General features: G+C 34.7%; 18 protein-coding genes. 16 read left to right on the plus strand and 2 right to left on the minus strand.

Annotated features, from left to right (window positions below; genetic code table 11):
- Window positions 1-13 precede the first annotated feature (13 nt).
- The 11 genes from FOL89_RS06495 to FOL89_RS06550 all read left to right on the plus strand — a co-directional run bounded on the left by FOL89_RS06495 (window position 14) and on the right by FOL89_RS06550 (window position 17765).
- The gene (locus tag FOL89_RS06495; RefSeq protein WP_144282015.1) at window positions 14-2539 is read left to right on the plus strand and encodes an N-6 DNA methylase; all 2526 of its coding nucleotides are present in this window, start codon (window positions 14-16) and stop codon (window positions 2537-2539) included.
- Window positions 2540-2541: 2 nt separating this feature from the next.
- Window positions 2542-3723, plus strand: a complete 1182-nt coding sequence (locus FOL89_RS06500) for a hypothetical protein (protein WP_144282016.1) — start codon at window positions 2542-2544, stop codon at window positions 3721-3723.
- Between the two features lie 18 nt (window positions 3724-3741).
- Window positions 3742-5379 (plus strand): type I restriction-modification system subunit M, encoded by a 1638-nt coding sequence (locus tag FOL89_RS06505; RefSeq protein ID WP_144282017.1) that lies wholly within the window; start codon window positions 3742-3744, stop codon window positions 5377-5379.
- Window positions 5380-6564 carry a restriction endonuclease subunit S gene (locus FOL89_RS06510; protein WP_144282018.1) on the plus strand — a complete coding sequence of 395 codons (1185 nt, stop codon included), beginning with the start codon at window positions 5380-5382 and terminating at the stop codon, window positions 6562-6564. It abuts the gene before it with no gap.
- Between the two features lie 199 nt (window positions 6565-6763).
- On the plus strand, window positions 6764-7891 hold the full coding sequence (locus FOL89_RS06515; RefSeq protein ID WP_144282019.1) for a PDDEXK nuclease domain-containing protein: 1128 nt from the start codon (window positions 6764-6766) through the stop codon (window positions 7889-7891).
- 30 nt (window positions 7892-7921) lie between these two features.
- Window positions 7922-11404, plus strand: coding sequence for a DEAD/DEAH box helicase family protein (locus FOL89_RS06520; RefSeq protein ID WP_144282020.1), 3483 nt, complete (start codon window positions 7922-7924; stop codon window positions 11402-11404).
- 384 nt (window positions 11405-11788) lie between these two features.
- Window positions 11789-13075 carry a nucleotidyltransferase domain-containing protein gene (locus FOL89_RS06525; RefSeq protein WP_144282021.1) on the plus strand — a complete coding sequence of 429 codons (1287 nt, stop codon included), beginning with the start codon at window positions 11789-11791 and terminating at the stop codon, window positions 13073-13075.
- Window positions 13053-13505 (plus strand): hypothetical protein, encoded by a 453-nt coding sequence (locus tag FOL89_RS06530; RefSeq protein ID WP_228444869.1) that lies wholly within the window; start codon window positions 13053-13055, stop codon window positions 13503-13505. Before FOL89_RS06525 ends, FOL89_RS06530 begins: the two co-directional genes overlap by 23 nt.
- 16 nt (window positions 13506-13521) lie before the next feature.
- On the plus strand, window positions 13522-14649 hold the full coding sequence (locus tag FOL89_RS06535) for an SAVED domain-containing protein (protein ID WP_144282022.1): 1128 nt from the start codon (window positions 13522-13524) through the stop codon (window positions 14647-14649).
- A gap of 1033 nt (window positions 14650-15682) precedes the next feature.
- Window positions 15683-16399 (plus strand): abortive infection family protein, encoded by a 717-nt coding sequence (locus tag FOL89_RS06545; RefSeq protein WP_144282023.1) that lies wholly within the window; start codon window positions 15683-15685, stop codon window positions 16397-16399.
- 481 nt (window positions 16400-16880) lie between these two features.
- Window positions 16881-17765: a Ppx/GppA phosphatase family protein gene (locus FOL89_RS06550; protein WP_144282024.1), complete on the plus strand. Its 885-nt coding sequence runs from the start codon at window positions 16881-16883 to the stop codon at window positions 17763-17765.
- 67 nt (window positions 17766-17832) lie between these two features.
- Here FOL89_RS06550 and FOL89_RS06555 read toward each other — a convergent pair whose 3' ends face one another.
- Window positions 17833-19263 carry an SDR family oxidoreductase gene (locus FOL89_RS06555; RefSeq protein ID WP_144282025.1) on the minus strand — a complete coding sequence of 477 codons (1431 nt, stop codon included), beginning with the start codon at window positions 19261-19263 and terminating at the stop codon, window positions 17833-17835.
- Window positions 19264-19310: 47 nt separating this feature from the next.
- Window positions 19311-19901, minus strand: a complete 591-nt coding sequence (gene ribA / locus FOL89_RS06560) for a GTP cyclohydrolase II (RefSeq protein ID WP_144282026.1) — start codon at window positions 19899-19901, stop codon at window positions 19311-19313.
- A 97-nt stretch (window positions 19902-19998) separates the two neighbouring features.
- On the opposite strand from ribA, the gene FOL89_RS06565 reads away from it, so the two are divergent.
- The 5 genes from FOL89_RS06565 (at window position 19999) to FOL89_RS06585 (ending at window position 25142) form a co-directional block, all read left to right on the plus strand.
- Window positions 19999-20658, plus strand: coding sequence for a TetR family transcriptional regulator C-terminal domain-containing protein (locus FOL89_RS06565; RefSeq protein ID WP_144282027.1), 660 nt, complete (start codon window positions 19999-20001; stop codon window positions 20656-20658).
- A 158-nt stretch (window positions 20659-20816) separates the two neighbouring features.
- Window positions 20817-22133 carry an ABC1 kinase family protein gene (locus tag FOL89_RS06570; protein WP_144282028.1) on the plus strand — a complete coding sequence of 439 codons (1317 nt, stop codon included), beginning with the start codon at window positions 20817-20819 and terminating at the stop codon, window positions 22131-22133.
- A 143-nt stretch (window positions 22134-22276) separates the two neighbouring features.
- Entirely contained in the window at window positions 22277-22432 is a 156-nt protein-coding gene (locus tag FOL89_RS06575) for a DUF2256 domain-containing protein (RefSeq protein WP_143883645.1), read from the plus strand.
- Complete coding sequence (locus tag FOL89_RS06580; RefSeq protein ID WP_144282029.1) at window positions 22384-23682, plus strand: DASH family cryptochrome; 1299 nt, start codon at window positions 22384-22386, stop codon at window positions 23680-23682. Before FOL89_RS06575 ends, FOL89_RS06580 begins: the two co-directional genes overlap by 49 nt.
- The gene (locus FOL89_RS06585) at window positions 23667-25142 is read left to right on the plus strand and encodes a cryptochrome/photolyase family protein (RefSeq protein ID WP_144282030.1); all 1476 of its coding nucleotides are present in this window, start codon (window positions 23667-23669) and stop codon (window positions 25140-25142) included. The genes FOL89_RS06580 and FOL89_RS06585 overlap by 16 nt, the downstream gene beginning before the upstream one ends.
- Window positions 25143-25227 lie beyond the last annotated feature (85 nt).

Consider the following 25227-nt stretch of genomic DNA (forward strand, 5'->3'; position numbering starts at 1 on the left):
TAGACCATATTTTATGATTACTTTTAACTCTCAGAATCAAGCACACTTACAAACAATTACATCTGATATTTGGAACATATTTAATATTTTACGACATGAAAATATAAAGCCTGAAGACTATCACGTTGTGCTGTTTTTCTTGTCCATATATAAAGATGGTTTAATAAATGAGGAATTTTTTTTAAGGCAAGATTATCCATTAAGTATATGGATTAATCGTCAAATATTGAACTCTGATACGTATTCTTATTACGAATTTAAAAACCTGTATGGAGATATTTATATCTACTTCGAGCCAATTATAAATAAAATTAGTGATCATAGTTTACGGTATGTTTTTCAGACAATACTCAGATTAAATTACTCAGATTTCTCACAGAATTTCGCGGAAATTTTCGATGATATTTTATACAAAATAGCTGAAGCACAAGGTAAATCAGGTGGGAATTTTATTCAACCCGTTGAGCTGACCTTGGCAATGTTAAGTTTGGCTAATTTGAAAGGCTACTCAAAAATTTACAATCCTTTTGCTGGGCTTGCTTCTTTTGGTGTTTTTTTGAAAAACGGACAAGAATATTTTGCGCAAGAACTTAATCCTGAAACATGGGCACTGGGAAAACTGAGACTACATGCACATCGGAAGAAAAATGAAAATTTTTTACTTCAAAATTCATTGGAATACTGGCCAAATAGTATAGAAAAGTTTGATTTAATAATATCAAATCCCCCTTTTGGAATCAGATTATCAAGATTTAATCATTGGGGTGAGTATTCAAGTAAACAAACAATTGATGAGTTCTTAATCAGAGAAGGGATAAAATCATTAAGTGATGAAGGTAAATTAATTGCTGTAATTCCACCAAAAACTTTATTTAGTGGTGGAAATGATTTCCAATTACGAAAATTTTTAATTGAAGAAGATTTAATTGATACAATAATAGCACTCCCAGGAGGATTGTTATTAAATTCCGGAATGCCTTTGACTATTATTCTTTTAAATAAAGCAAAAACAAATTCCGGGAAAGTTAAATTTATTGATGCTAAGAATTTTGTCACAAATAGTAATTCGAGATTAAAAGTTTTAAATTCTAAAGAATTAACTAATTTTCTTAATGATGAAATATTAGATGAAAATATAATCCGAACTATTGATGCAAATGAAGTTCGTGAGAATGATTATAATCTGAATGTGCCAAGATATTTTAAAAAAGAGACTGAAGGTGTAAGGTTAGGAGATCTCATTGAAGTTATAACTAATCGTAAGACAAATCTTCCTGAAAAAGGAAAATTAATTCGAATTCGAGATTTAAAAGATGACAATGTAGATTTTCTATTGGATGAATATGCTTTAGAAAACTCAGAGTTGAAAAAAAATAATGTTCAGCCAATATATGATACTTGTTTGTTAATGGCAATTCGATGGAAAACGCTAAAACCAACGCTCTTCGAATACAAAGAAACACCAGTTTATAAAAGTTCCGACATATTAGCTGCTAAAGTAAACGAACTTAAAGTAGAAAAAGCTTATTTGATCACTGAATTGCAGTCTGAATATGTAAAACAGCAATTGGATTCTTATCGGTTAGGCTCCACAATTCCGTTTATCCGACAAGTTGATTTACTTGAAGTTAAAATTAAATTACCCTCGCTAGAGGAACAGAGAGCAAAAGTTAGTGGAATTGTTGAACTTTCATCAAAACTTAAACAGTTTGAAATCGAAAAAAACAATTTATTGACTGGGCTTAAAAAAAATGAGATGGAAAGCTCGACATCTTTGAGTCATATTCTAGGAAAACCATTATTAAGCATCGGATCATCCCTAGAAATTATACAAAGCGCGTTAAGTAAGTTGCATCCCAATTGGAAAGAGATTATCATAAGTGAAAGTCGGCAGTTTAAAATGGTCGATGCATTTGAATCTATATCAAAGAATTTAAAATACATTCAAGAGTTAACAGATAAAAATACATCGTTAATGAGTATTTCTTCATTTGATTTGAATGAGGTTAATTTCTTGAAATTTTTATCTGAATTTATTAAAAATGAAAGAAAGAGCTTATCTAGCAGTATCGAATTAACTCTTGATATTCATGAAGATATAAAGGAAATGACAAAACAAATACTAATTTTAGGTAATGAGCAAAAACTAAAAATTGTATTAATAAATCTAATTGATAATGCTAAAAACCATGCTTTTATCGATAAAGAGATTGAAAATGAGATAAATATCGAAATCCTGCCATATACGGGTAATGAGGATGAGGCCAATTCTCTGAATTACAATATTAACAGTAAAAAATCGTATGTTGAAATTCGAGTTTCTAATACAGGAAAAGGATTCCCGAAAAATTTTACACTTGAAGATTATGTTCGTAAAAATTTTGCTGTAGGTAAAAACGCAAACAGGGGTTTGGGTGGTTACGAAGTGAATGAAATTATAAAAGCACATAATGAAGGAAGAAAAGCTCTGAATCTTTTTTCTTTCGCTGAAGATCAAAAATATAGTTCAACTATTTCTTTTTTAATACCAATGATTTAATTATGAGTAAAATATACAATGTACTTTGGATAGATGATGAACATGATGATGATGCATTATTACCATTTCTTGTTCAAGCCGAATCTGAGGGAATAAAATTAGAAGGATACGGTTCATTTAAAGAAGGTTTTTATGCGCTTGAATCAAATATAAATAATTATGATGTTATATTGCTTGATGCACTTTTTTTTGAAGATGAAACCTCAGAAACACCTAATCCTGCCGGTTTAGGCTCTGCTATTAAGAAAATAAATGAGTTAAGAAGTAAAAAAACTTTTCCATTTTTTGTACTATCTGGGCAAACTCACTTTACTGATGTTACAAATCCCATACTTGAAGCTTTCAAAATTAGATGTTACAATAAAAAAAATCCAGAAGATGTAAAGGAGCTATTAATTAATATCAAGATTGAAGCAGATAATCAAATCGTATCTCAAATTAAACATGAAAATCAATTACTTTTTAAAATTTTAAAAGAATATCCAAACGAAGTTAGAGATACATTTATTACCTTTTTTAGAAATCAAAAAGAAGGTAATAATTACTTTGATGATCAATTATATTTTACACAATTAAGAATTATTTTAGAGCATTTATTTAGGAAAGCAAATGCTATTGGATTACTTCACGATGATTGTGTTCAAAAAGGAAATAATCAAGTGAATTTAACAGAGTCTTGTTTGTTTTTATCGGGCTTTGATACAAGACATTTGACTGTAAATTGTGAAATAACTCATTTTCCAAAATTAATCGCTCAAAATGTAAAAAATATTATTCATACTACAGGTGCTGCATCTCATACCTCCAATGTAGATGTAACTCAAAATATCGATATACAAGCATATAGAAATGAAATAATTTCACCATATCTTTTGTATTCTTTAGCCTTTCAACTAATGGATGTGTTAATATGGTTCGATAGTTACAGTAAAAAGAATAGTGATGTAGCAACCAATAAATCCTATTGGAAAAGTTTTAATAAAGATGCCTACGGAAACAAAATCGAAACCGAAGCTATTATTAGCATTGCTACAAATGGTTGGGGAACTGTTGAAATTAACAAAAGGACGAAGAAAGTTAGTATTCATAAGAATGAAATTACTCAAAATGGATTATCTCTCGGCGATCAGATTTCATTTGTTGTTAAAGACAGCTCCCTTGCACAAAACATAACAAAAATTTAATTAGAATTATAATAATCAATGATCACCGGAGAATTAAAATCCCAAATAGACCAAATATGGAACACCTTCTGGACTGGAGGCGTTACCAACACCATAACCATCGTAGAGCAGTTGACCTATCTTATTTTCATCAAAGATTTAGATGAAAAGGAAATCAGAAACGAGCTCAAAGCCAAACGAGGTTTCAAATACACCCCGGTTTTCACAGAAGACCAGCAAAATTTCCGTTGGAAAAATCTCAAGGAAATGGATGTCAACTCCAGACATCAGATTTTTTCCAATACCGTCGACGGTATTTTCCCTTTCATCCGTTCATTAGGAAAAGAAACCAGCCTTTTTGCGACACACATGAAAGGCGCAACTTTCGGAATTTCTAAACCTTCAGTCTTGGATCAGGTGATGGAAAAACTGGAGAATATCGATATGTCTAACCAAGACACCAAAGGAGATATTTACGAATATCTTTTGTCTAAACTGGAAGGTGGTGGTACTGCAGGTCAGTTCCGTACCCCAAGACATATTATCAAAATGATGGTAGAACTGATGCAGCCTACTTTAGAAGATACCATTTGCGACCCTTCCGTAGGTACAGCCGGATTTTTGGTCGGTGCCAAAGAATACATCGACAAACACAACGATGTAACAGAGCTCGACAAATATTCCGCTCACATCAACACCAAGATGTTCAACGGAACCGAGTTTGATGCTACCATGTTGCGTATCGCCTCGATGAACTTGTATCTTCACGGTGTAGAAGAACCCAACATTATTGATGTAGATGCCGTTTCTAAAGACAATAGCATTGCCAACGAGCATACCTTAATTCTCGCCAATCCGCCTTTTAAAGGAACCATTGACAAAGAAAGCATCGCTCCCGGACTAAAAAACGTAACCGATACTTCCAAAACAGAATTATTGTTTTTAGCCTTGATGCTCAGACAACTGAAAATTGGTGGTCGTGCTGCCGTGATTGTTCCCGATGGTGTTTTATTCGGAAGCGGAAAAGCCTACAAAAGCATCCGTGAAGAGATTATCTCGGGCAACAAACTGGAAGCCGTGATTTCTATGCCAAGTGGCGTGTTTAAACCTTATGCCGGAGTAAGCACCGCCATTATTATCTTTACCAAAACCGGAAACGGCGGTACCGACAACGTGTGGTTCTACGATATGCAAGCCGACGGAAAATCTTTGGACGACAAACGCTCGCTTTTGGTAGATGAAGACCTCTTTACCTCGTTCTCTTTTGGCAACGCTTTGGAAACCATGGATCTGGAAGCCAAGCAAAAACTGCATGATAAATTTAACCTTCCCCAGATTATTGACCATTACCATTATTACAAAAGTGATTTCTTTGCAAAGAAACACGGCAAAAACGGTGAAATTTTAGAGGTAAATGATGCGCCTGAAAATTTAGGCTACAGCCATTTTATGCCTGAAACCATTACCCACGATTACAGCAACCGTACTTCACAGTCTTTCCTCGTGCCTTTTAAAGAAATTGCAGCCAACGATTGGGATTTATCGATTAACCGATACAAAGAAATCGTGTACGAAGAAGTAGCTTATGATGCGCCGAATGTGATTTTGGAGAGGATTAGTTCTTTAGGAAATGAAAGAAACTCTTTGGTTGAAAAATTAAGAATAAATCTAAACTAAATGATAGCTTTAAAAGAATTAATTGAAAAGCCGATAAGTGGTGATTGGGGAATTGAAGGAGAAAATGTTAATGTATTAAGAACAACCAATTTTCAGAATAATGGTGTAATCAATTTTGAAAATGTGGTTAAGAGGAATGTGCCAGAAAAAGTAATTGAACAAAAAAAATTACTGAGAGGTGATATCATAATTGAAAAATCTGGAGGAAGTCCTACACAGCCAGTTGGAAGAGTGGTTTTTTTTGATACTGACGGCGAATATATTTGTAATAATTTCACATCGATTCTTCGTCCGAAGAAGGATTTAATCAATTCTAAATATCTGCATTATATACTTTTTGCAAACCACAAAATTGGTATCACAGAAAAGTTTCAAAATAAAACAACTGGCATTATAAACCTTCAATTATCTCGATTTATTGAAGACATCCAAATCCCACTTCCTCCCCTCGCAACCCAAAAACACATTGCCCAGATTTTAGACGATGCCGCTGCGTTGCGAGAAAAAACCGCCCAACTCATCGCAGCATACGACGCCCTTGCGCAATCTATCTTTTTGGATATGTTTGGTGATCCGGTGAAAAATCCAAGAGGTTGGAAATCCAAGAAGTTAGGAGACATTTGTGATATAGGTTCTAGTAGGCGAGTTTTTGTTGATGAACTTGTTGAAAGAGGAATTCCTTTTTATAGAGGAAAAGAGATTGGTGAATTAAGTATAAGCAAATCCATTAAATCTGAGTTATTTATTTCGAAGGAGCATTATGAAAAATTAAAAAAAGAAACTGGTGTTCCTAATATTGGTGATTTATTATTGCCTTCAATTTGCCCCGATGGAAGAATCTTAAGAGTAAATGATAATAATCCTTTCTATTTTAAAGATGGTCGTGTTTTATGGATAAAAGTAGATAATTTGAAAATCAATAGTTTTTATTTAAAAACTTTTTTAAAGGAATTATTTTTTACAAATTATAGTAATATAGCATCAGGAACTACTTTTGCAGAATTAAAAATAGTTGCATTAAAGAAAATTAAGTTCCTTGAGCCTCCACTTAGTTTACAAAATGAGTATGCCGATAAAATTGCTTTAATAGAGCAGCAAAAAGAGCTGGCAAAACAGGAGCTCGCAGCAAGCGAAGATTTGTTTAATTGCCTGTTGCAGAAAGCCTTCAAAGGAGAATTAGCATAAGTCATTGCGAGGAGAGACAAAGGAACGACGCGGCAATCCTTTGAATGTGGCGTACCAGTTCAACAGATTGCTTCGTGCCTCGCAATGACGCACCAGTCGAACAGATTGCTTCGCTTCGCTCGCAATGACAAAAAAAATAAAATAATATTACAATAAATCACTATCTTGGAGAATTGTAAATAAAACCCCAAAATAACCAATGGAGCAAAGGTTTTCAGACATCGTCGCACTCATCACGCAGTCTCGGGCAACGGCAATCAAAGCCGTCAATATCGAGCTCATCAATCTCTACTGGAATGTTGGTGCTTACATCAAGCAAAAACTGTCCGTAGCAGAATGGGGCGATAAAACCGTAGACGAGTTGGCCGTTTTTATTCAGAAAAACAATCCCGAGCTCAAAGGTTTTAACCGAGCTGGTTTGTTTAGAATGATTCAGTTTTATGATACCTATGCTTCAGTACATTTTGTGTCCTCAGCGCGGACACAATTACAAAGTTCAGAAAATCAAGAATCTACAATTGTCGCCTCACTGAGGCGACAATCAGAAAATACGGATAATAAAGATCCTGAAATTGTCGCCGCACCGGGGCGACAATTTCCGGTTGAGTTGCAGGACATCAGAAAAACCATTCTTGCCCAGCTTAGTTGGACGCATCACCGCACGATTTTTTCACGTTGCAAAACCGAGGAAGAAAGAGAATTCTACATCCGTTTAAGCATCAAAGAAAATTACAGTGTGCGTGAGCTGGAAAGACAGATCAACGCAGCGGTTTTTGAGCGTACCATGATTAGCGATGCCCAAGTTTCTACATTGCCTACTGAATTGAAGGCTGATGTTACTAAGGTATTTAAAGACAGTTACGTATTCGAGTTTCTTAATTTACCTGAAATCCACAGCGAATCTGATCTTCAGAAAGGTTTGCTGAAGCAGATGAAAAATTTTATTCTGGAACTGGGAAGAGATTTTCTTTTCATCGGAGAAGAATATAAAGTGCAGGTAGGAAATTCAGATTTTTATATCGATCTTTTATTTTACCATCGTGGGTTGCAGTGTTTGGTAGCTTTTGAACTGAAGGCAGATAAATTTAAACCTGAACATTTGGGGCAACTTAATTTTTATCTCGAAGCCTTAGACCGAAACGTAAAAAACGACAACGAAAACCCAAGTATCGGGATTTTATTGTGCAAAGACAAAGACACTGAAGTGGTAGAGTTCGCTTTAAGCAGAAGTCTTTCTCCCACCATGGTTTCAGAATACAAAACCCAGCTGCCGGATAAGAAAGTATTGCAACAAAAATTACATGAATTATTTGATGGAGAAGTATAAAAGCTTCATCTTAATATAAAAACATAAACTATGAACACCAATTTCCAGTTTCTAGCCCAAGAATGGCCCGAATTTTTTGACCGATGCGTGAAAGCAGAAAAATTCGTCATTACCGATCCACGTACTTCATTGATGATTGCAAGATCGGCACTGGAACTGGCGGTAAACTGGATGTTCAGCCACGATGAAGAATTGGAATTGCCTTTTGATACTTCACTCAACTCTTTGATGAAGCAGGGAAGTTTCCAGGATCAGTTTCAACAGAAATTTTATACAGAAATTGATCTCATCCGTAAAACCGGAAATCTTGCTATTCACAACAAACAAGTTTCCGATTACGACTCCCGAAACATTATCGATCATTTATTCTATTTTGCTAAATGGTTTGCAAAGTCATACTCTGAAAATGATTTAGGTGATTTAGGATTTTTCGACTGGGATTTTATACCTACCGATGGAGCCGATGCATTATCTAAAAAAGAGCTTGAAAAACAGCAGACGCAATTTGAAGGTCATCTTAATCAGTATAAAAATAAATTAGAAGAAGCCTCCAAAAAATATGCGGAGCTGGCTGAGAAAAGCGAGCTGTATCAAAGACGAATTGAAGAGCAACAGGCACAGATTGAAGCCAACAAAAAAGCAGCCAACGAAGCCGACGAAATTACACACCCAAGAAACGAGTACGAAACACGAAAGTACTTCATCGATGTTTCGTTGCGTGAAGCAGGCTGGGATTTGTCGGGAAGCAAAGACAAAGAATTCAAAGTGCAGTATATGCCTTCTTCCACCAATATTTCAGAAACAGGCTATGTAGATTATGTGCTTTGGGACGATGACGGTTTGCCATTAGCTGTAGTTGAAGCCAAAAAAACGATGGAGAATGCTTCCAAAGGTGAAAATCAGGCACAACTCTACGCAGAAGCTATGGAAAAAATGTCTGGCCGCCGCCCCGTGATGTACTACACCAACGGTTTTGAAATCTATCTCTGGGATGATCAGTTTTATAAAAAGTCAAGACTCGTTCACGGTTTTTACACCAAAAAAGAACTGCAGACTTTGATGTTCCGCAGAACCAACAGAAAGGATATCAGAACGACAACGATAGACCAGACCATTACCGACAGAGCGTATCAGCTGAGAGCCATCCGTTCGGTAGCCGAGCGTTTTGCAGGAAATGATAAAACTTCTGGCAAGCTTATCGGCACGCATCGTGGCGCTTTGTTGGTTTTGGCCACAGGAACCGGGAAAACAAGAATCAGTATTGCCATTTCTAAGTTGTTGCTGGAAGCCAACTGGGCAAAAAGAATTTTGTTTTTGGCCGACCGAAGAAGTTTGGTAAGACAGGCAAAAAACAACTTTGTAAAGCTGATGCCCGAACATACCAGCGTGAATCTTCTCACAGAAAAAGACAACCCCGAAGCCAGAATTGCCTTCTCTACCTATCCCACCATGATGGGTTTAATAGACGGTTCCAAGGAAAACGACAAACGTTTTTATGGTGTGGGACATTTTGATTTAATCATCATCGATGAAGCTCACCGCTCGATTTATAAAAAATATCAGGCGATTTTTGATTATTTCGATGCCTTATTCTTAGGATTAACAGCCACACCGATTGATAAAGTTGATAAAAGTACGTATGCGATGTTTGGTTTGCCAGACAAATCGCCTACCGATGCCTATACTTTTCCGGAAGCAGTTGCCAATAAACATTTGGTTCCGTATCATTCCATAGAATTACCTACCAAGTTTATGAGGACTGGTATCCGTTACGATGAACTGTCGGAATCAGAAAAAGAAGAATTTGAAGAAGAAATTCTGGACGGCGACGAAGCTTCAGGAGAAGAGGTGGTAGAAGCCAATGAACTTAATAACTGGCTTTTTAACAAAGACACGGCACTGAAAACGCTACAATATCTCGTAGACAACGGCATTAAAAAAAGAGATGGCAGCGAGCTTGGCAAAACCATTATTTTTGCCCGAAACAAAAAGCACGCTCAGTTTCTGAAAGATATGTTTCTGGAGCTTGATCCTGAACTTTATGGTAATGAATATGTAAAAGTCATCACCCACGGAGAACCAAAAGCGGAAGAATTTATAGACCGCTTCTGTGATGAGGAAAAAGACAGACTTCCGCAAATCGTCATCTCGGTAGATATGATGGATACAGGGATTGATGCACCAAGCTGTGTAAATCTGATGTTTTACAAACCGGTAAAATCCTATGCTAAATTCTGGCAGATGATTGGCCGTGGCTCCCGTTTGCGAAAAGATCTTTTTGGGGAAGGTTTAGACAAACAACATTTTCTAATTTTTGACCTCTACCAAAATTTTGAATTTTTTAATCAGAATCCGAAAGGCACAGAGGCAAGTTCACAAAAAAGTTTAAACGAAATTGTTTTTGGTTTAAAACTGCAACTAGCTTTATATCTGAAAGGAGAAAACTTCAGTGCTGATGAAGAACTGAAAAACTACAGCGAAAGGTTGCTCGACGAATTGCATCAGTCGGTTGCAGACTTGAACAAAGAACGTTTTGATGTAAAAATGAAACTCGAAACCGTGATGAACTATCAAAACCGTGAAGTTTGGAATCATCTGGAAAAAGGCGATGTAAAAAAGATTCAGGATGTTTTGGCGCCATTGGTTCGTCCCACTCAATCGGATACCGACTTGGCTCGTTTTTATGATAAAATGATTTATGCCTTGATGCTGAAACGCATTGAAACACCAAATACTGAAGAGTTTTTGGCAAAGCTGACGGTGCCTATCAGTAAAGTAGCAACTATTTCTAAGAAACTTTTAAAAAAGACATCCGTTCCCGAAGTTAAAGACAATGAAGAACTTGTAAAGCTTCCATTACAGGAAACATTCTGGAAAAATGACGGATTGAAACATCTTGAAAAAATAAGAACGGGAATTCGGGAACTGGTAAAATATCTGGATCCTGCCGACCAAAAATACGCCACTACCAATTTTGAAGATGCTATTCTGGAAAGTGATATAAAAACCGGAAGTCTAGGTGATGAGAGAGCACCTTACGAAAGCCCTTTCACCAACAACACCCATCGTTTGGAAAAGCTGGTAAGAGAGAATCAAAGTAACATTACCATCAAAAGAATTCAAAACGGAGAAATTATCACTGAAGCTGAGCTGCAGTCTTTGGAACAGATTCTTTTCTCGGATCAGATGGAAAAGGAGCAGGTAGAGAATGAAATTGGACAGCCTCTGGATTTAAAATCCTTTATTATCGATTTGATTGGTCTTTCTGCAGATAAAGTGAATAGCGCCTTTTCAGAATTTATCAACCAGTACCAACTTTCGGCGGTTCAGATTCAGTTTTTGGACACTCTCAAACTGTTTCTTACCAAAAACGGAAAAATAGACCCCGAAAAACTCTACGAATCGCCATTCAAAACCTTCCACAATCAAGGCATAGACGGTGTTTTCAACAATGAGCAAGCCGATAATATTTTCAGTATTATCGAGCATTTTAATGAGAGACAGGCGAATTAAAAAATGACATTGATATATATATTAGTCTAGTGCGAAATCATTTAGAAGTTCGAATAAATTTTAGAAACGAAATATTTTAAATACATCTATTCTTAAAATACAATATTGCTTCATTTAAAGTAAGCATGTATAAATTCACGGGTCGAAAAAATTGATCAAAATATAGCTAAAGATAAATTATTTTTTGCTGTGCAGATACATTGCGCACGTAGCATCTAAATTTGTTTCAAAGTTTAGAAGAAATATCAAATAATGCCGTTTCAAAATTATTCTTTACACTGTTTTAAGAATGTGTAAGAGAAGAAATTAAATATGGGTTTTGATGCTAAACTGACAGTTACATAGCTGTCAAAGATAATTTTCAAATAATAAAATTATAAGCATATGTTAATATCTAGTCAAAAAATTCAATTTGAAGATTTGTTGAAAAAATTATCAACAAACTTAAGTATCACAAGATCACAGCATGAAGCTGCAGTAGAAAGCTATAAAGCTGTAGGGAAGTATCTGTCTTCCGAATATTCTCCTCTTTCGCAATACGAACCACACTTACAGCCACAAGGTTCTTTTATTATTGGAACAACAATCCAATCTATTGAAGAAGATGGAGATATTGATTTAGACGTGGTGTGTGAATTTAAAAGAAAAAAAACGACTTGGACGCAATATCATTTAAAGAACGCAGTGGGAGATCATTTAAAAGCACATGGAACTTATGTTAAGCTTTTAGATGAGGAAGGTAGAAGATGTTGGACTCTAAAATATCGCGAAGAAGGATTAAAAAACCAAAGATATCACATGGATATTCTTCCTGCAATAGTTACAGATGGATACTCGTTTATTCTTGAAAACTCATTCAAAAACTTAATGGCTGAAGATTATGAAAAGCTACAGCTTAGTATTACTGACAAAGAGAAAAACAATTACTGTGTATCTACATTTCCTGAAGAGTGGTTGCAAAGTAACCCGTACGGTTATGCCAAATGGTTTATGAAAAAAGCTTTATCAGTAGGAATAGAATTCAAAAATTTATACTCTCTAAATGAATCAGTAAAACCAACTCCAGATTATCAGGAAGAAAGGCTACCGTTGCAAAGAGTTGTGCAGCTTCTTAAAAGACATAGAGATATTTATTTTTCTAAGGAGCAAAATGATGATATTAGAAAACAAAAACCAATCTCGTGCATTATAACAACCTTGGCAGCAAGAGCTTACCGCGGTGAAGCTCAATTGATTGATGCAATATGGGGAGTTATTAATCGAATGAAAGGTGAGATAGAATTTAAATACGTTGCAGAGTATGGAAAAGAAGTAGAGTGGATATCAAATCCTGTAAACGCTACAGAAAATTTTGCAGACAGATGGAATGATAAAGGCTCTTACCGTAAAAGCAATTTTTATCGCTGGTTAGATCAATTAAGTATTGACCTTAATGATGCAGAAAACAAAACTGGCTTAAAAAATATTTCGGAATCACTTTCAGCGTCATTTGGTAGAAAACCAGTAGAAGCTGCTTTTAGTCAAATGGCAAATCAAATGAGAGATTTAACTAATAGTGGCAATAATAATATTGATCGCAGTAATGGCCTTGTTGGGCTCGCTACTGCAGGATTAACTTCTCTCAACACAGTAAAAAAACATGATTTTTATGGCACAAACCAAGAAGAATAAAATTTCGATTTCTGATCAAATCCGAGTCTTACAAAATTATTTTCCGGATAGCCAAATTCTGCTAAACAAAAATAAGGGATTTACTTGGTTAGGAGAATTAAAATCCTCTCCTTTGGGCGATACGTACAAGATTAAAGTAGTTTTTGGAAAAAAATGTTCACCTGCCGTTTATGTATTTGATCCAGCAAAATTAAAATTGGCTGAAGGTAGAACGAAATTGGAACATGTATATAGTCAAGAGAATCAGAAGTTATGTCTATTTTATCCTGACGGGTCTCAATGGAATGATTCAAAAATAATTGCCAGCACAATTATTCCATGGACAATAGAATGGCTATATCACTATGAAATTTGGCTAATTACCAGTGAATGGCTAGGTGGTGGAAAACACCCAACTTCAGCTAGTAATAGAAACAAAATGAAAAACTAACAATTAAAAAATATAAATGAGCGTAAGTTACATACCAGAAAAAATAAAAATTCTCTTATGGGGGAAATCTGCGGGTCGTTGTCAATACAGAGGTTGCAACACTTCGTTATATAGAGATGATTTAACTCAGGCGGAATTTAACCAGTGCTACATTGCACATATTGTTGCAGATAGTCCTAATGGTCCTCGTGGACACATTACCAGATCAGAAGAACTCAAGCAAAGTTTAAATAATTTAATGCTTTTATGTGATACTCATCATAGATTAGTAGACAGAGTCGAAATAGAAAATCATCCAGAAGAAGTCTTACTAACAATGAAAAAAGAGCATGAGGACAGAATTGATCTGATAGCAGGGATAAGTCATAATTTAAAGAGTGAAATTATCATTTATAAGGCGAGTATTGGTAATAATCCTGTAATGATGACTTATGATTCTTTAAAAGAATTTATAATTCCAGAAAAGTATCCAACTCGTAATGCAGCAACAGATTTAAGTCTATCGAATTCTACCTCTGTTGATTCAAGAAAAACATTTTGGGAACTTCAATTAGAAAATCTAGACGATCAATTTAGAGATCAGATATTGCCTAGACTAAGAAAATCAGAACTGTCACATTTATCTTTATTTGCGATGGCTCCAATCCCATTATTAATTAAATTGGGTACATATCTCAATGATATTCAGCAAATAGATGTTCGTCAAAAAAGAAGGAATCCTGATACATGGAAATTTGATGAAGATCTACATACAGATTACAATCTTTTATTATCACAAGAAGTAAAAAAGCAGGTTGCCTTAAAAATCGAATTAAGTGCTGCAATTGCTGACGAGAGGATTATAACAATATTGGGTGAGGATGTTTCAATACACAGTCTAAGTATAGGAAATCAGGATAATGATTTTGTAAAATCAAGGAAACAGATTATTGATTTTGGTGAGAAAATGAAAGAAGCATTTAGAGAAATAAAGAAAATACATGGACAGGATATGATTTTAAATGTTTTCCCTGCAATGCCCATTTCTTTAGCTGTACAATTAGGCAGGGTTTGGATGCCAAAAGCAGATTTATCTATGAGAATCGTTGATCAGAATTATGTTTCGGGAGGATTTTCTGAGGCTTTCAAAATTACACATTTTTAATTGTCTTTTATTTAATAAACAATGTAATTGCTATTTGTACGATGTTAATTAAAACTTTAAAAAGTCAACTATTAAAAATGCTTTAAAGCATATATTCTTGGAAAAAAAATACAATTTTGAAGAAACTGATTTGTTATTCCCGACATTGACTGGGGAAGCTGGAAAGTAATTATCAAAATACTTAGTAGATATTTAAAGATGATCTTAAAAAAGGATGAGAATACAGAAAGGTAACATAAATAATACTTTTTTTATAAACCTTTTGGATTGACAAGGGCAACATTTTCTAGGTATGCTAAAATTTTTTGTATAATAATTGAAACTAGGAAATTATAAATATGGTAATTTAAATTAAATAAAATAAGCAAATTGATCGCTTAATCGGAATAAATATGTTTGCTAATTATTTTTAGTAATATGAAACAAAAAAGTAAAATATTTGAACAACATTTATATCATGAAATAGAAGATGAGGAAAAAAAAGAAGAGTATCTTGAAAGCTCTTTCCCCTTAATAGGCCTGATAGTAATGTATTTTATTTGTCTCGAGAAATCGTTAGATAGTAAAATATGTGAGATATTCACTGATAGATCAGATTCAAGGGGTTAATGGTATTACACAAGATGTCATACTCTACCAAAGTTGATTTATTTAAGATTTAGTGAAGATTTCCATTTTGGTTGCAATTTCAAGGTTGAAGGATATCAAAAATTAATAACAGATCTTCGAGAAAGTGGCAGATTACCTACATGCTGATTGGGTAAATACCGATGTTGATGGTTAAACTTATGTAAACTTGAAAATTTCAAGCAAAGGAATGGAAGAAGAATATATTCAGTTTGCTGAAACTTCTTTAAAAGAGATTATGAACCTAATTATTACAACTCGAAATGAATTACATGAATATTGGGATAAACGCAATAAAACACTTTGTAAATAAGCGATTTAGAAACTATAAGTAGAAACTACTCGTAAATTTGACTAATTTGAACAACTTATCAAAAATATAAGAAAATTTTTCTAAAATAATAGAATGGAAGATAGCGATATTAGTAGACTGAGAAAAGTCTTAAAATACAGAAAACTGAGGCATTTATCTAACTTACTAAAAAATTCTCGGTCAAATATTCGAGAATCTTCTACCTATGGCACTATGTGGTACTCAGTCATCAGTTATTTTGAAATTCATTCTCCTGTGAGATTAAACGAAAAATTAATTCTTCTATCAGATGAAGATAAATCCAAATTACTTAATGCAATATTACTTATTTATCCTATAAAAGAGAATGAGGTTGAAATCGTAGATATTGAGTTTTATCCAGATTTTGATTTGGAAGAAGATTATGAAATTATTGAAACAAAATCCCTTGCGAATATAGATTTTGAATATATTCAGGAACAAATAAACAAATGCAATATAAAAATTATAGAAAAAGACTTTGAAGGAGCCGTCACAAATTCAAGAACTCTAATAGAATCGATTTGTTTATATATTTATGAAGTAAAAGTAGGGGATTATGATTACAAAGGAAATTTGTTAAAACTTTATAAGGATGTCAGTCAATGTTTGAATATGGTACCAGCTGATCATTCTGACGAATACATTAAGCAAATATTATCTGGTGTTTTTAGTATTATTAATGGAGTTTCTGGATTAAGAAATAACTTTAGTGATGCTCATGGCAATTCGCCGAGAAATTCTTATAAAATTGATGAAAGACATGCAATTTTAATTGTTAATCTTTCCTAGACAATAGCTGAATATTTATACCTGTCATATAAAAAAGGTAAGAGTAAAATTGATTAAGAGGAAACACAAAAATTCATAGGATCAGCAATTACTATGGACTTTAAAAGGGCTTATCTTAACATATTGCATGGAGTTAGCCTGATAAAATGAAATCTGTAAAAATACAGATTACTTATGTTTTAATTTATAATGAATAATAATAAATGATAAAAAAGTTTATGTTCAGTATATATTCTCAAATCGCTAGAATATCTGTATCGTATTTGTGTCATATATTTATAATGTTCTGATAATCAATGTATGTTATTTTTGAAGAAGTAAAATAAAAAGTTTAAAACTTATTAAATATGATCCCTGAGCGAAAGCTTGGGGATTTTTTATGTTATTAATTATTTTAAAGAATATCGTCACAATAATCTTTTCATCATTTATCCTATATTTGTGCAATATTTAAAGTTTTCAATAAAATTCATCATCAGATATGATCATTGCAGCGATAGACATAGGAAGTAATGCAGCCAGACTTTTAATCAACGAAGTGAAAATTCAGAACGGTAAACCTGAGTTTATCAAACTTAATCTGCTCAGAATTCCTTTGAGATTGGGAATGGATGTTTTCACCATCGGAAAAATTGGTGATGAAAGAAAAAAAATGGTCATTGACTCTATGAAGATTTTCAGTGATCTGATGCGAATTTATAAAGTAGATCATTACAGAGCGTGCGCCACAAGTGCGATGCGTGATGCCGTTAATGGTCAGGAAATTATACAGCAGGTAAAACAGACTTCAGAAATAGATATTGAAATTATTTCAGGTGACGAAGAGGCTACGCTAATCTACGAAAACCATGTTGCAGAAGGACTTGATAAAAATTTCGCCTATCTTTATGTAGATGTTGGCGGCGGTTCCACAGAACTTACCTTTTACGAAAACGGCAAAATGATCTATGAAAGATCTTTCAATATCGGAACCATAAGATTGCTGAATAATCTGGTTACAGAAAGCAATTGGAAAGAAATGAAGGAAGAAATAAAGAAAAATATTTCCAGCAAAAAACCAATCGTAGCGATTGGATCCGGCGGAAATATCAACAAAGTTTTTTCGATGAGCAAAACAAAAGATGGCAAACCTATTTCTTCGGCTCACCTTAAAAAAGTTTATAAAGAGTTTAACGAGCTTACGGTGCAAGAAAGAATGACAAAATATGGCTTCAGACAAGACAGAGCCGATGTTTTGGTTCATGCTCTCAAAATTTACAACAATGTGATGACCTGGTCTGAAATTACCAAAATTTTTGTGCCGAAAATATCTGTTGCAGATGGTTTAATCCACCATATTTACAATAAAGTAATTGCTTCAAAATAATTTATTAAAAACATTGATCAGTTTTAGTAATATCTTAATAGTTTTGCTGCATCATATTAAAATATTATTATTTTCCTGCCAACTTCCTCACCATTCCTTTAAAAATAATCCCGTGAAACGGCAAAACAGAATACCAATACAGTCTTCCTGTCAATCCGTGAGGTCGGAAAACCGCTTTTTGCCACAACTTACCTTTATACACTTTAAACATCAGCCACGCTTCACCGGGAAGTTTCATTTCTGCGAAGAGAATCAGTTTTCCCTCTTCTTTGTTGGCGTACAAAACACGCCAGAAATCCAGTGCATCACCTTCGTGAAGCTTGTCGGGATGTGTTCTTCCGCGTCTCAATCCCGGTCCGCCAACCAACAAATCCATAAATCCGCGAACTTTCCAAAGGCTTTGACCGTACCATCCGTTGGCACCACCCAAAGAAAAAACTCTGTCGAGACATTTTTCACGGTCATCATATTCTTCGGTTCTTAAATCTACAAAACAGCCGTATTTCGGAACATCAAGATAATCTTTCAGACTGGAATCGCTTCTGCTGCTGATAAAACTGTCTTTCCAGCTTGAAGCAATTTCGTTGTCCTGAATTTTAGCCAGAGTTCTTCTCAAAGCCATATCATAGGAAAATGGCTGAACTCCTGTAATCTGTTTGATTTCCGCAAGACTTTCCGGTCTGCAGATGACTTCAATTTTCATACTTCCAACCAAAGCAGAAGCTAAATTATACGATGTTGAAGTAATGAAATACAACCAGTACGAAGACAATTTCGGAGTCATTACAGGAACTGTGAAAATCTTTCTTTTCAGTCCTCTTATTCTAGCAAACTCTAGAAGCATTTCTTTATAAGTCAAAACATTATCGCATCCAATATCAAAATTTTTGCGATACGCCTGTTCTTTAAATAAAGTGAAAATCAGAAAATCAAGAACATTGGCAATTCCTATTGGCTGACATTTGGTGTGAAGCCATTTCGGAGCAACCATCACCGGTAATTTTTCTACTAAATCTCTGATGATTTCAAAAGATGCACTTCCTGAACCAATAATAATTCCTGCTCTTAAAACTGTTGCCGGAACTTTACAATTCATCAGGATTTTTTCAACCTCAAACCTTGAACTTAAATGTTTTGATAATTCTTTCTCATTCGCCAAACCCGACAGATAAATGATGTGTTTGCAATCAGTTTTTTCAATATAATTTGAGAAATTAACAGCGCATTGCCTTTCGATTTCTGCATAATCATTGCTGTTGCTCATCGAATGCATCAGATAATACGCTCCTGAAATATCTTTCGCAATGTTTTCCAGGGTTTCCGGTTTCAGAAAATCCACTTCTACCACCTCAATCTGAGCATCGTCAATATCAACACTTTTAGAAAAACGGTTTTTATCTCTGCAACAGCAGATTACCTGATATCCCTGTGCAGCGATTACATTAATCATTCGTTTCCCGATGTATCCGGTGGCTCCGGTAAGCAGAATTTTTTGCATAAGATTTGAATTTGGTGTGTGAAATTATTTATCAGCAAATGAGAAAATTATACCTTTTCCAACAGATGTCCGAAATAATCTTTCTTTTTTGAAAGGTAACTTTCATTCACTCCATTCGATTCTATTTCCAAAGGAACTCTATGATTCAGAATAATTCCGCTGTTTTCCAGAGACTTAAGCTTATCCGGATTATTGGTTAGTAAATTAATTTCTTTTACATTCAGAATATTAAGCATTTCAACAGCCACATTAAAATTTCTTCCGTCTGCAGGTAAACCCAACATTAAGTTGGCTTCCACCGTATCAAAACCTTTTTCCTGAAGCGCATACGCTCTTAATTTATTGATTATCCCGATATTACGACCTTCCTGTCGAAGATAGATAATCATTCCGCCGTTTTCCGACATATATTTCATTGCTGCATCCAACTGTTGTCCGCATTCACATTTTTTAGAATGAAAAATCTCGCCTGTAATACACTCCGAGTGAAAACGAACATTCACCGTTTTGCTGAAATCCGTATTTTCTGCCACCCAAATTAAATGAGGACTCCAGTCATCTTCGTGGTCTGAGAATGCATAAACAGTAAACATTCCATAATCTGTAGGGATATTTGATTGTGCCTGTATTGTCAACATGATTCAAAAATTAAATGATTTATATAGTACAAATTTATACTTTAATTTAATTAAAAATAAAATTATTTACTAAATTTGTCAATAAATAAATTCTATTATGCAAGAACAAGCCAATATCACGCAGGAAAAAATATTTGAATTACACGGAGATTATCTTTTGAATCACGGAGAAAAGCCGAAAAACGTTTATCTGTTTGCTAAAGAAAATAATTTTGAAGAGAAAGAGTTTTATCATTATTTCTCAGGATTTGAGCAGATTGAAAGAGAAATATTGAACCATCTTTTTACAAAATCTTTGGAACTCGCTTCAGAAGTGAATTCTTCGAGCGAAATCACAACAAAAGAAAAACTCCTGAACGTCTATTACATTTTCTTTGAAAATCTGACAATGAACCGTTCATTGGTGTTATCAATTCTGGGAAACAATAAAATTCAAAGTATTAAAACACTTCAGAATCTTAGGGAAACCCATAAACAATTTGTCAATACTTTGGATTTCAACGAATGGGAAATGATTGAAAAAGCGAAGCAAGACATCCGAAAATTCAACGAAAAATCAAGACAGGAAATACTTTGGCTTCATTTGGTTTCCGTCATTGACTTCTGGAAAAAAGACACTTCTCCCGACTTCGAAAAAACTGATATTTTCATCGAAAAAACCATTGACACCGGCTTTGAATTAATGGACAACGAACCATTGAGAAAAGTATTTGACCTTGGAAAATTCATTTGGAAGGAAAAGTTTAAAATGAGTTGATGAATGGCGATTGGCTTTTAGCTTTTGGCATCTAGAAAACATCCAATTGTTTGCAATTACGACTTTGCTGAGTACAACGACCTTGCGAACTTAAAAACAGTTAGCAATTAAAAAAATCTTTGCGCACTTCGTGTTTAAGAAAACAAACAAAATTTAAAATGAAAACATTAAATAAAATCCCAACAGGAAAAATGGAACGGACAAGCAGCCTGCTCAAAGCCGGAGCGAAAGTCGGTGTCAATTACCTGAAATATTACGGAAATAAAATCACGAAAGACGAAGAGGAAGCCCGCAAAATTCTGAACGAAGACAATGCAACAGACATTTATGACTCGCTTAAAGAATTAAAAGGTTCTGCTTTGAAAGTTGCTCAAATGCTGAGTATGGAAAAAAATATTCTTCCGGTGGAATATGTGGAGAAATTTTCACTTTCGCAGTTTTCGGTTCCGCCCTTGTCGGGAGCTTTGGTGAAAAAAACATTCCGAAAATATTTCGGGAAAAATCCGGAAGAGATTTTTTATGAATTTTCCGCCGAATCGGTTAATGCAGCGAGTATCGGACAGGTTCATACTGCGAAAAAAAATAGCAAAAAACTGGCAGTCAAAATCCAGTATCCTGGCGTAAGAGAAAGTATTTCGAGCGATCTTAAAATGGTAAAACCGATTGCGATGAAGATGTTCAACATCAAAAAAGAGGGTTCGGAATCTTATTTTCAGGAAGTGGAAGATAAATTATTTGAAGAAACCGATTATAATCTGGAACTGAAACGCAGTCAGCATTTTGCAGAAGAATGTCAACATCTTCCGAATGTGAAATTTCCGCATTATTATCCTGAATTTTCATGTGAGAAGATCATCACGATGGACTGGATGTCGGGAATTCATTTTTCGGAATTTACCAAAAAACAGAATTCGCAGGAGGATTTGAACAAAATCGGACAGACGCTTTGGGATTTTTATATGTATCAGATGCATATTCTGAAAAAAGTTCACGCCGACCCGCATCCGGGAAATTTCCTGATTTCGGAAAATAAGGAATTATTGGTTATTGATTTTGGCTGTATCAAAGAGATTCCGGAAGATTTCTACATTCCGTATTTCGAACTGGCGAAAGAAGAAAATTTAAAAAATCCTGAGATTTTCCGTGAGAAATTATTCACCTTGGAAATTCTTCGAGCAGAAGATTCAGAAAAAGAAAAAGAGTTTTTTGCCAAATTATTCTACGAATTGCTGGAACTGTTTACAAGACCATTTAATCAGGAAAAATTTAATTTTTCAGATGAGTCGTTCTTTCAGGAAATTGCCGATTTGGGGCAGAAATATGCGAAAGCAAGTGATATGAAAGGAATGAATACCAACCGCGGTTCCCGACATTTTATTTATCTGAACCGAACGTTTTTTGGTTTGTATAATATGATGCACGATTTGAAAGCGAAAGATGTGAAAATTAATAATTTTAAAAATTACTGTGGTTGATTTATAATAAACTACAAAAGGCTTCGACAAGCTCAGCCTGACAATGAAAAAACTTACGGTTAGTATTAGTGATGTCACCCTGAGCTTGTCGAAGGGTCTTTAGAATCACTAAAAGCTAAGTTCAAAAATAAAAACCTAATAATATGCCTTCACAATTACCTTCCAAAATCTGTGAAGTCTGCGGACTGCCATTCAACTGGCGCAAAAAGTGGAAGAAAAACTGGGACGAAGTAAAATATTGCAGCGAAAGATGCCGGAAAAACAAAAAATCAACATCCTCTGGTTCACCAAAGATTTGAGAACGAGAGATTCAGAATCCTTATACAAAGTGATGCAGGAAGATTTGCCATTTATAGCCTTGTATGTTTTTGACTCTGAATTTTTTATTCAAAAACAGTTCGGTTTCAGAAAAACCGGAAAATACCGTACAAAATTTTTGCTGGAAAGTGTAGAAAATTTAAAGCAGAATTTAGCGAAACAGAAGATTCCTTTTTTAGTTAAATGCGGCAAAACGGAAGAAGTTTTCAAAGACATTTCCGAAGAATTTGAAATCGTGAAGATTTACTGTCAGGAAGAATGGACGAAGGAAGAAACCGAAATTCAGACTAAAATCCGAAGTGTGATTCCGGCTGCCGTTTGGGAAAAATCGTATTCACAATTTCTGGTTCATCCGCTTTTTGTGTTTAAAACTTTGGATAAAATTCCGATCCTTTTTACCAGTTTTAGACAAAAAATTGAAAAAAATTTATTGATTCGCCCAGAATTTGAATCAAATGATTTGATGTACAACAAATCGGAAATTCATTTTAAAAGTGATACCATTTCATTAAAATCGTTGGGTTTTGAAGATTTTGAAACAGACGAAAGAACAGCTTTCCCTTTTTCGGGAGGAGAAAATGAAGCATTGAAAAGATTGCATCATTATTTTTCAGAAACGCAAAATCTGAGTCAATATAAACAAACCCGAAACGGTTTAGTGGGAACAGATTACAGTTCGAAATTTTCCTCTTGGTTGTCGGACGGAAGTCTTTCTGCGGTAACGATTTACCACGAAATAAAAAAATATGAGGAAGAATTTGGAGCCAATGATTCGACTTATTGGTTAATTTTTGAGTTACTCTGGCGGGATTTTTTCAGATATATTTCTTTACAGTATAAAGATTTGATTTTCTGGAAAAGCGGAATTAATCATCAAAAATATTTCGCAGAAAACAATAAAACATTGATTCAAAAATGGAAAGATGGAGAAACCGATTCCGATTTCGTGAATGCGAATATGCTCGAACTGAAAAATACAGGCTGGATGAGCAACCGAGGGCGTCAAAATGTAGCTTCCTACTTCTGCAAAATCCTGAAACAAGACTGGAGAATCGGAGCGGCTTATTTTGAGGAAATGCTGATTGATTACGATGTTCACAGCAATTATGGCAATTGGATGTATCTCGCCGGAGTCGGAAATGACAACCGTGACCGGACTTTCAACCCTGAAAAACAGGCAGAAATGTATGATTCTAATAAAGAATTCAGAAAATTATGGCTAAAGCAGTAAAACATACCGCCCAATTGATCTTTCCGCATCAGCTTTTTGAGGATACGGATTATCTGGATAAAAGTCAGCCTGTATTTTTGATAGAGGAATTTCTTTTTTTCAGGCAGTATTCGTTTCATCAACAGAAGATTGCGTTTCATCGTGCGACAATGAAATTTTATGAAAATGAATTAAAAAAGGCAGGTTTTGAGGTTGAATATATTGAAAGTTCATCGAAATTGTCGGACATCCGGAATTTAATTCCGAAGCTTGAAAAAGAAAATTTTACAACCATAAAAACAACGGATGTTTGCGACAATTGGCTGGAAAAAAGATTAAAGGAAACAAAATTGAAACTCGAAATTCAGGATAGTTCGCTTTTCATCAACAGCAAAGAAGACCTGAAAGATTATTTTGAAGATAAAAAAGCCTATCATCAGACTGATTTTTACAAGCAGCAAAGAATAACCCGAAATATCCTGATGAAAGCAGGAAAACCGTTGGGCGGAAAATGGACTTACGACACCGAAAACCGAAAAAAATATCCGAAAAATAAACAAGGACCTCCCATTCATTTCCCGAAAAACAATGAATTTTACGAGGAAGCAAAACAATATACCGAAAAGCATTTTGCCAAGAATTACGGAGCACTTACGGATGAACAGCTCTACCCGACGACTTTTAAAGAAGCGGAACAATGGCTGGAACAGTTTCTTGAAAACCGTTTTCTGGAATTTGGCGTTTACGAAGACAGCATCGTGGAAAAGGAGCATTTTCTGCATCACAGTGTGCTTTCTCCGTTGATGAATGTTGGGCTTTTAACGCCTGAAAATGTGTTGGAAAAAGCCATTTCGTTTGCAAAAGAAAACGATATTCCGGTGAATTCTCTGGAAGGTTTTGTCCGCCAGATTTTGGGTTGGCGAGAATTTGTGCGTGGTGTTTACATTTATCAGGGAACGTATCAGCGGAATAAAAATTACTGGAAACACAAGCAAAAACTTCCAAAATCTTTTTATACCGCCAAAACGGGAATCCGCCCGATTGACAGTTCGCTCCGTAAAATTCTGAAAACCGGTTATGCGCATCACATCGAACGACTGATGATTTTTGTCAATTTTATGAATCTGTGTCAGTTCAATCCTGATGAAGTGTACCAATGGTTTATGGAAATGTTCATCGATTCTTACGATTGGGTGATGGTTCCAAATGTGTATGGAATGAGCAGTTTTTCGGACGGCGGAAAAATGAGTACGAAACCGTACATCAGCGGAAGCAATTATATTAAAAAAATGAGTGATTATCAAGACGGAGGATGGGCGGAACAATGGGATGCGCTGTTTTGGAATTTTATCAATGACCATCAAGAATTTTTTGCCAAAAATCCAAGGTTGGGAATGCTGAGAACGCTGGAGAAAATGCCGGAAGAAAAACGAAAACAGCATTTTAAAATGGCAAAAGAGTTTACTGGAAATCTGAAATGATTTTTAACCACAAAGAATTGTTTGAATATAAAGTTTTTCAAAATTAAAAAGGCTTCGACAAGCTCAGCCTGACAAAGCAAAGTAA

The organism is Chryseobacterium echinoideorum (assembly GCF_007474535.1).
GTDB classification, from domain to species: Bacteria; Bacteroidota; Bacteroidia; order Flavobacteriales; family Weeksellaceae; genus Chryseobacterium; species Chryseobacterium echinoideorum.

What these genes read in the sequence shown, in the direction of transcription:
- FOL89_RS06495 (WP_144282015.1), top strand. Translation starts at nt 14, where the DNA reads ATGATTACTTTTAACTCTCAGAATCAAGCACACTTACAAACAATTACA.
- FOL89_RS06500 (WP_144282016.1), top strand. Translation starts at nt 2,542, where the DNA reads ATGAGTAAAATATACAATGTACTTTGGATAGATGATGAACATGATGAT.
- FOL89_RS06505 (WP_144282017.1), top strand. Translation starts at nt 3,742, where the DNA reads ATGATCACCGGAGAATTAAAATCCCAAATAGACCAAATATGGAACACC.
- FOL89_RS06510 (WP_144282018.1), top strand. Translation starts at nt 5,380, where the DNA reads ATGATAGCTTTAAAAGAATTAATTGAAAAGCCGATAAGTGGTGATTGG.
- FOL89_RS06515 (WP_144282019.1), top strand. Translation starts at nt 6,764, where the DNA reads ATGGAGCAAAGGTTTTCAGACATCGTCGCACTCATCACGCAGTCTCGG.
- FOL89_RS06520 (WP_144282020.1), top strand. Translation starts at nt 7,922, where the DNA reads ATGAACACCAATTTCCAGTTTCTAGCCCAAGAATGGCCCGAATTTTTT.
- FOL89_RS06525 (WP_144282021.1), top strand. Translation starts at nt 11,789, where the DNA reads ATGTTAATATCTAGTCAAAAAATTCAATTTGAAGATTTGTTGAAAAAA.
- FOL89_RS06530 (WP_228444869.1), top strand. Translation starts at nt 13,053, where the DNA reads ATGGCACAAACCAAGAAGAATAAAATTTCGATTTCTGATCAAATCCGA.
- FOL89_RS06535 (WP_144282022.1), top strand. Translation starts at nt 13,522, where the DNA reads ATGAGCGTAAGTTACATACCAGAAAAAATAAAAATTCTCTTATGGGGG.
- FOL89_RS06545 (WP_144282023.1), top strand. Translation starts at nt 15,683, where the DNA reads ATGGAAGATAGCGATATTAGTAGACTGAGAAAAGTCTTAAAATACAGA.
- FOL89_RS06550 (WP_144282024.1), top strand. Translation starts at nt 16,881, where the DNA reads ATGATCATTGCAGCGATAGACATAGGAAGTAATGCAGCCAGACTTTTA.
- FOL89_RS06555 (WP_144282025.1), bottom strand. Translation starts at nt 19,263, where the DNA reads ATGCAAAAAATTCTGCTTACCGGAGCCACCGGATACATCGGGAAACGA.
- ribA (WP_144282026.1), bottom strand. Translation starts at nt 19,901, where the DNA reads ATGTTGACAATACAGGCACAATCAAATATCCCTACAGATTATGGAATG.
- FOL89_RS06565 (WP_144282027.1), top strand. Translation starts at nt 19,999, where the DNA reads ATGCAAGAACAAGCCAATATCACGCAGGAAAAAATATTTGAATTACAC.
- FOL89_RS06570 (WP_144282028.1), top strand. Translation starts at nt 20,817, where the DNA reads ATGAAAACATTAAATAAAATCCCAACAGGAAAAATGGAACGGACAAGC.
- FOL89_RS06575 (WP_143883645.1), top strand. Translation starts at nt 22,277, where the DNA reads ATGCCTTCACAATTACCTTCCAAAATCTGTGAAGTCTGCGGACTGCCA.
- FOL89_RS06580 (WP_144282029.1), top strand. Translation starts at nt 22,384, where the DNA reads ATGCCGGAAAAACAAAAAATCAACATCCTCTGGTTCACCAAAGATTTG.
- FOL89_RS06585 (WP_144282030.1), top strand. Translation starts at nt 23,667, where the DNA reads ATGGCTAAAGCAGTAAAACATACCGCCCAATTGATCTTTCCGCATCAG.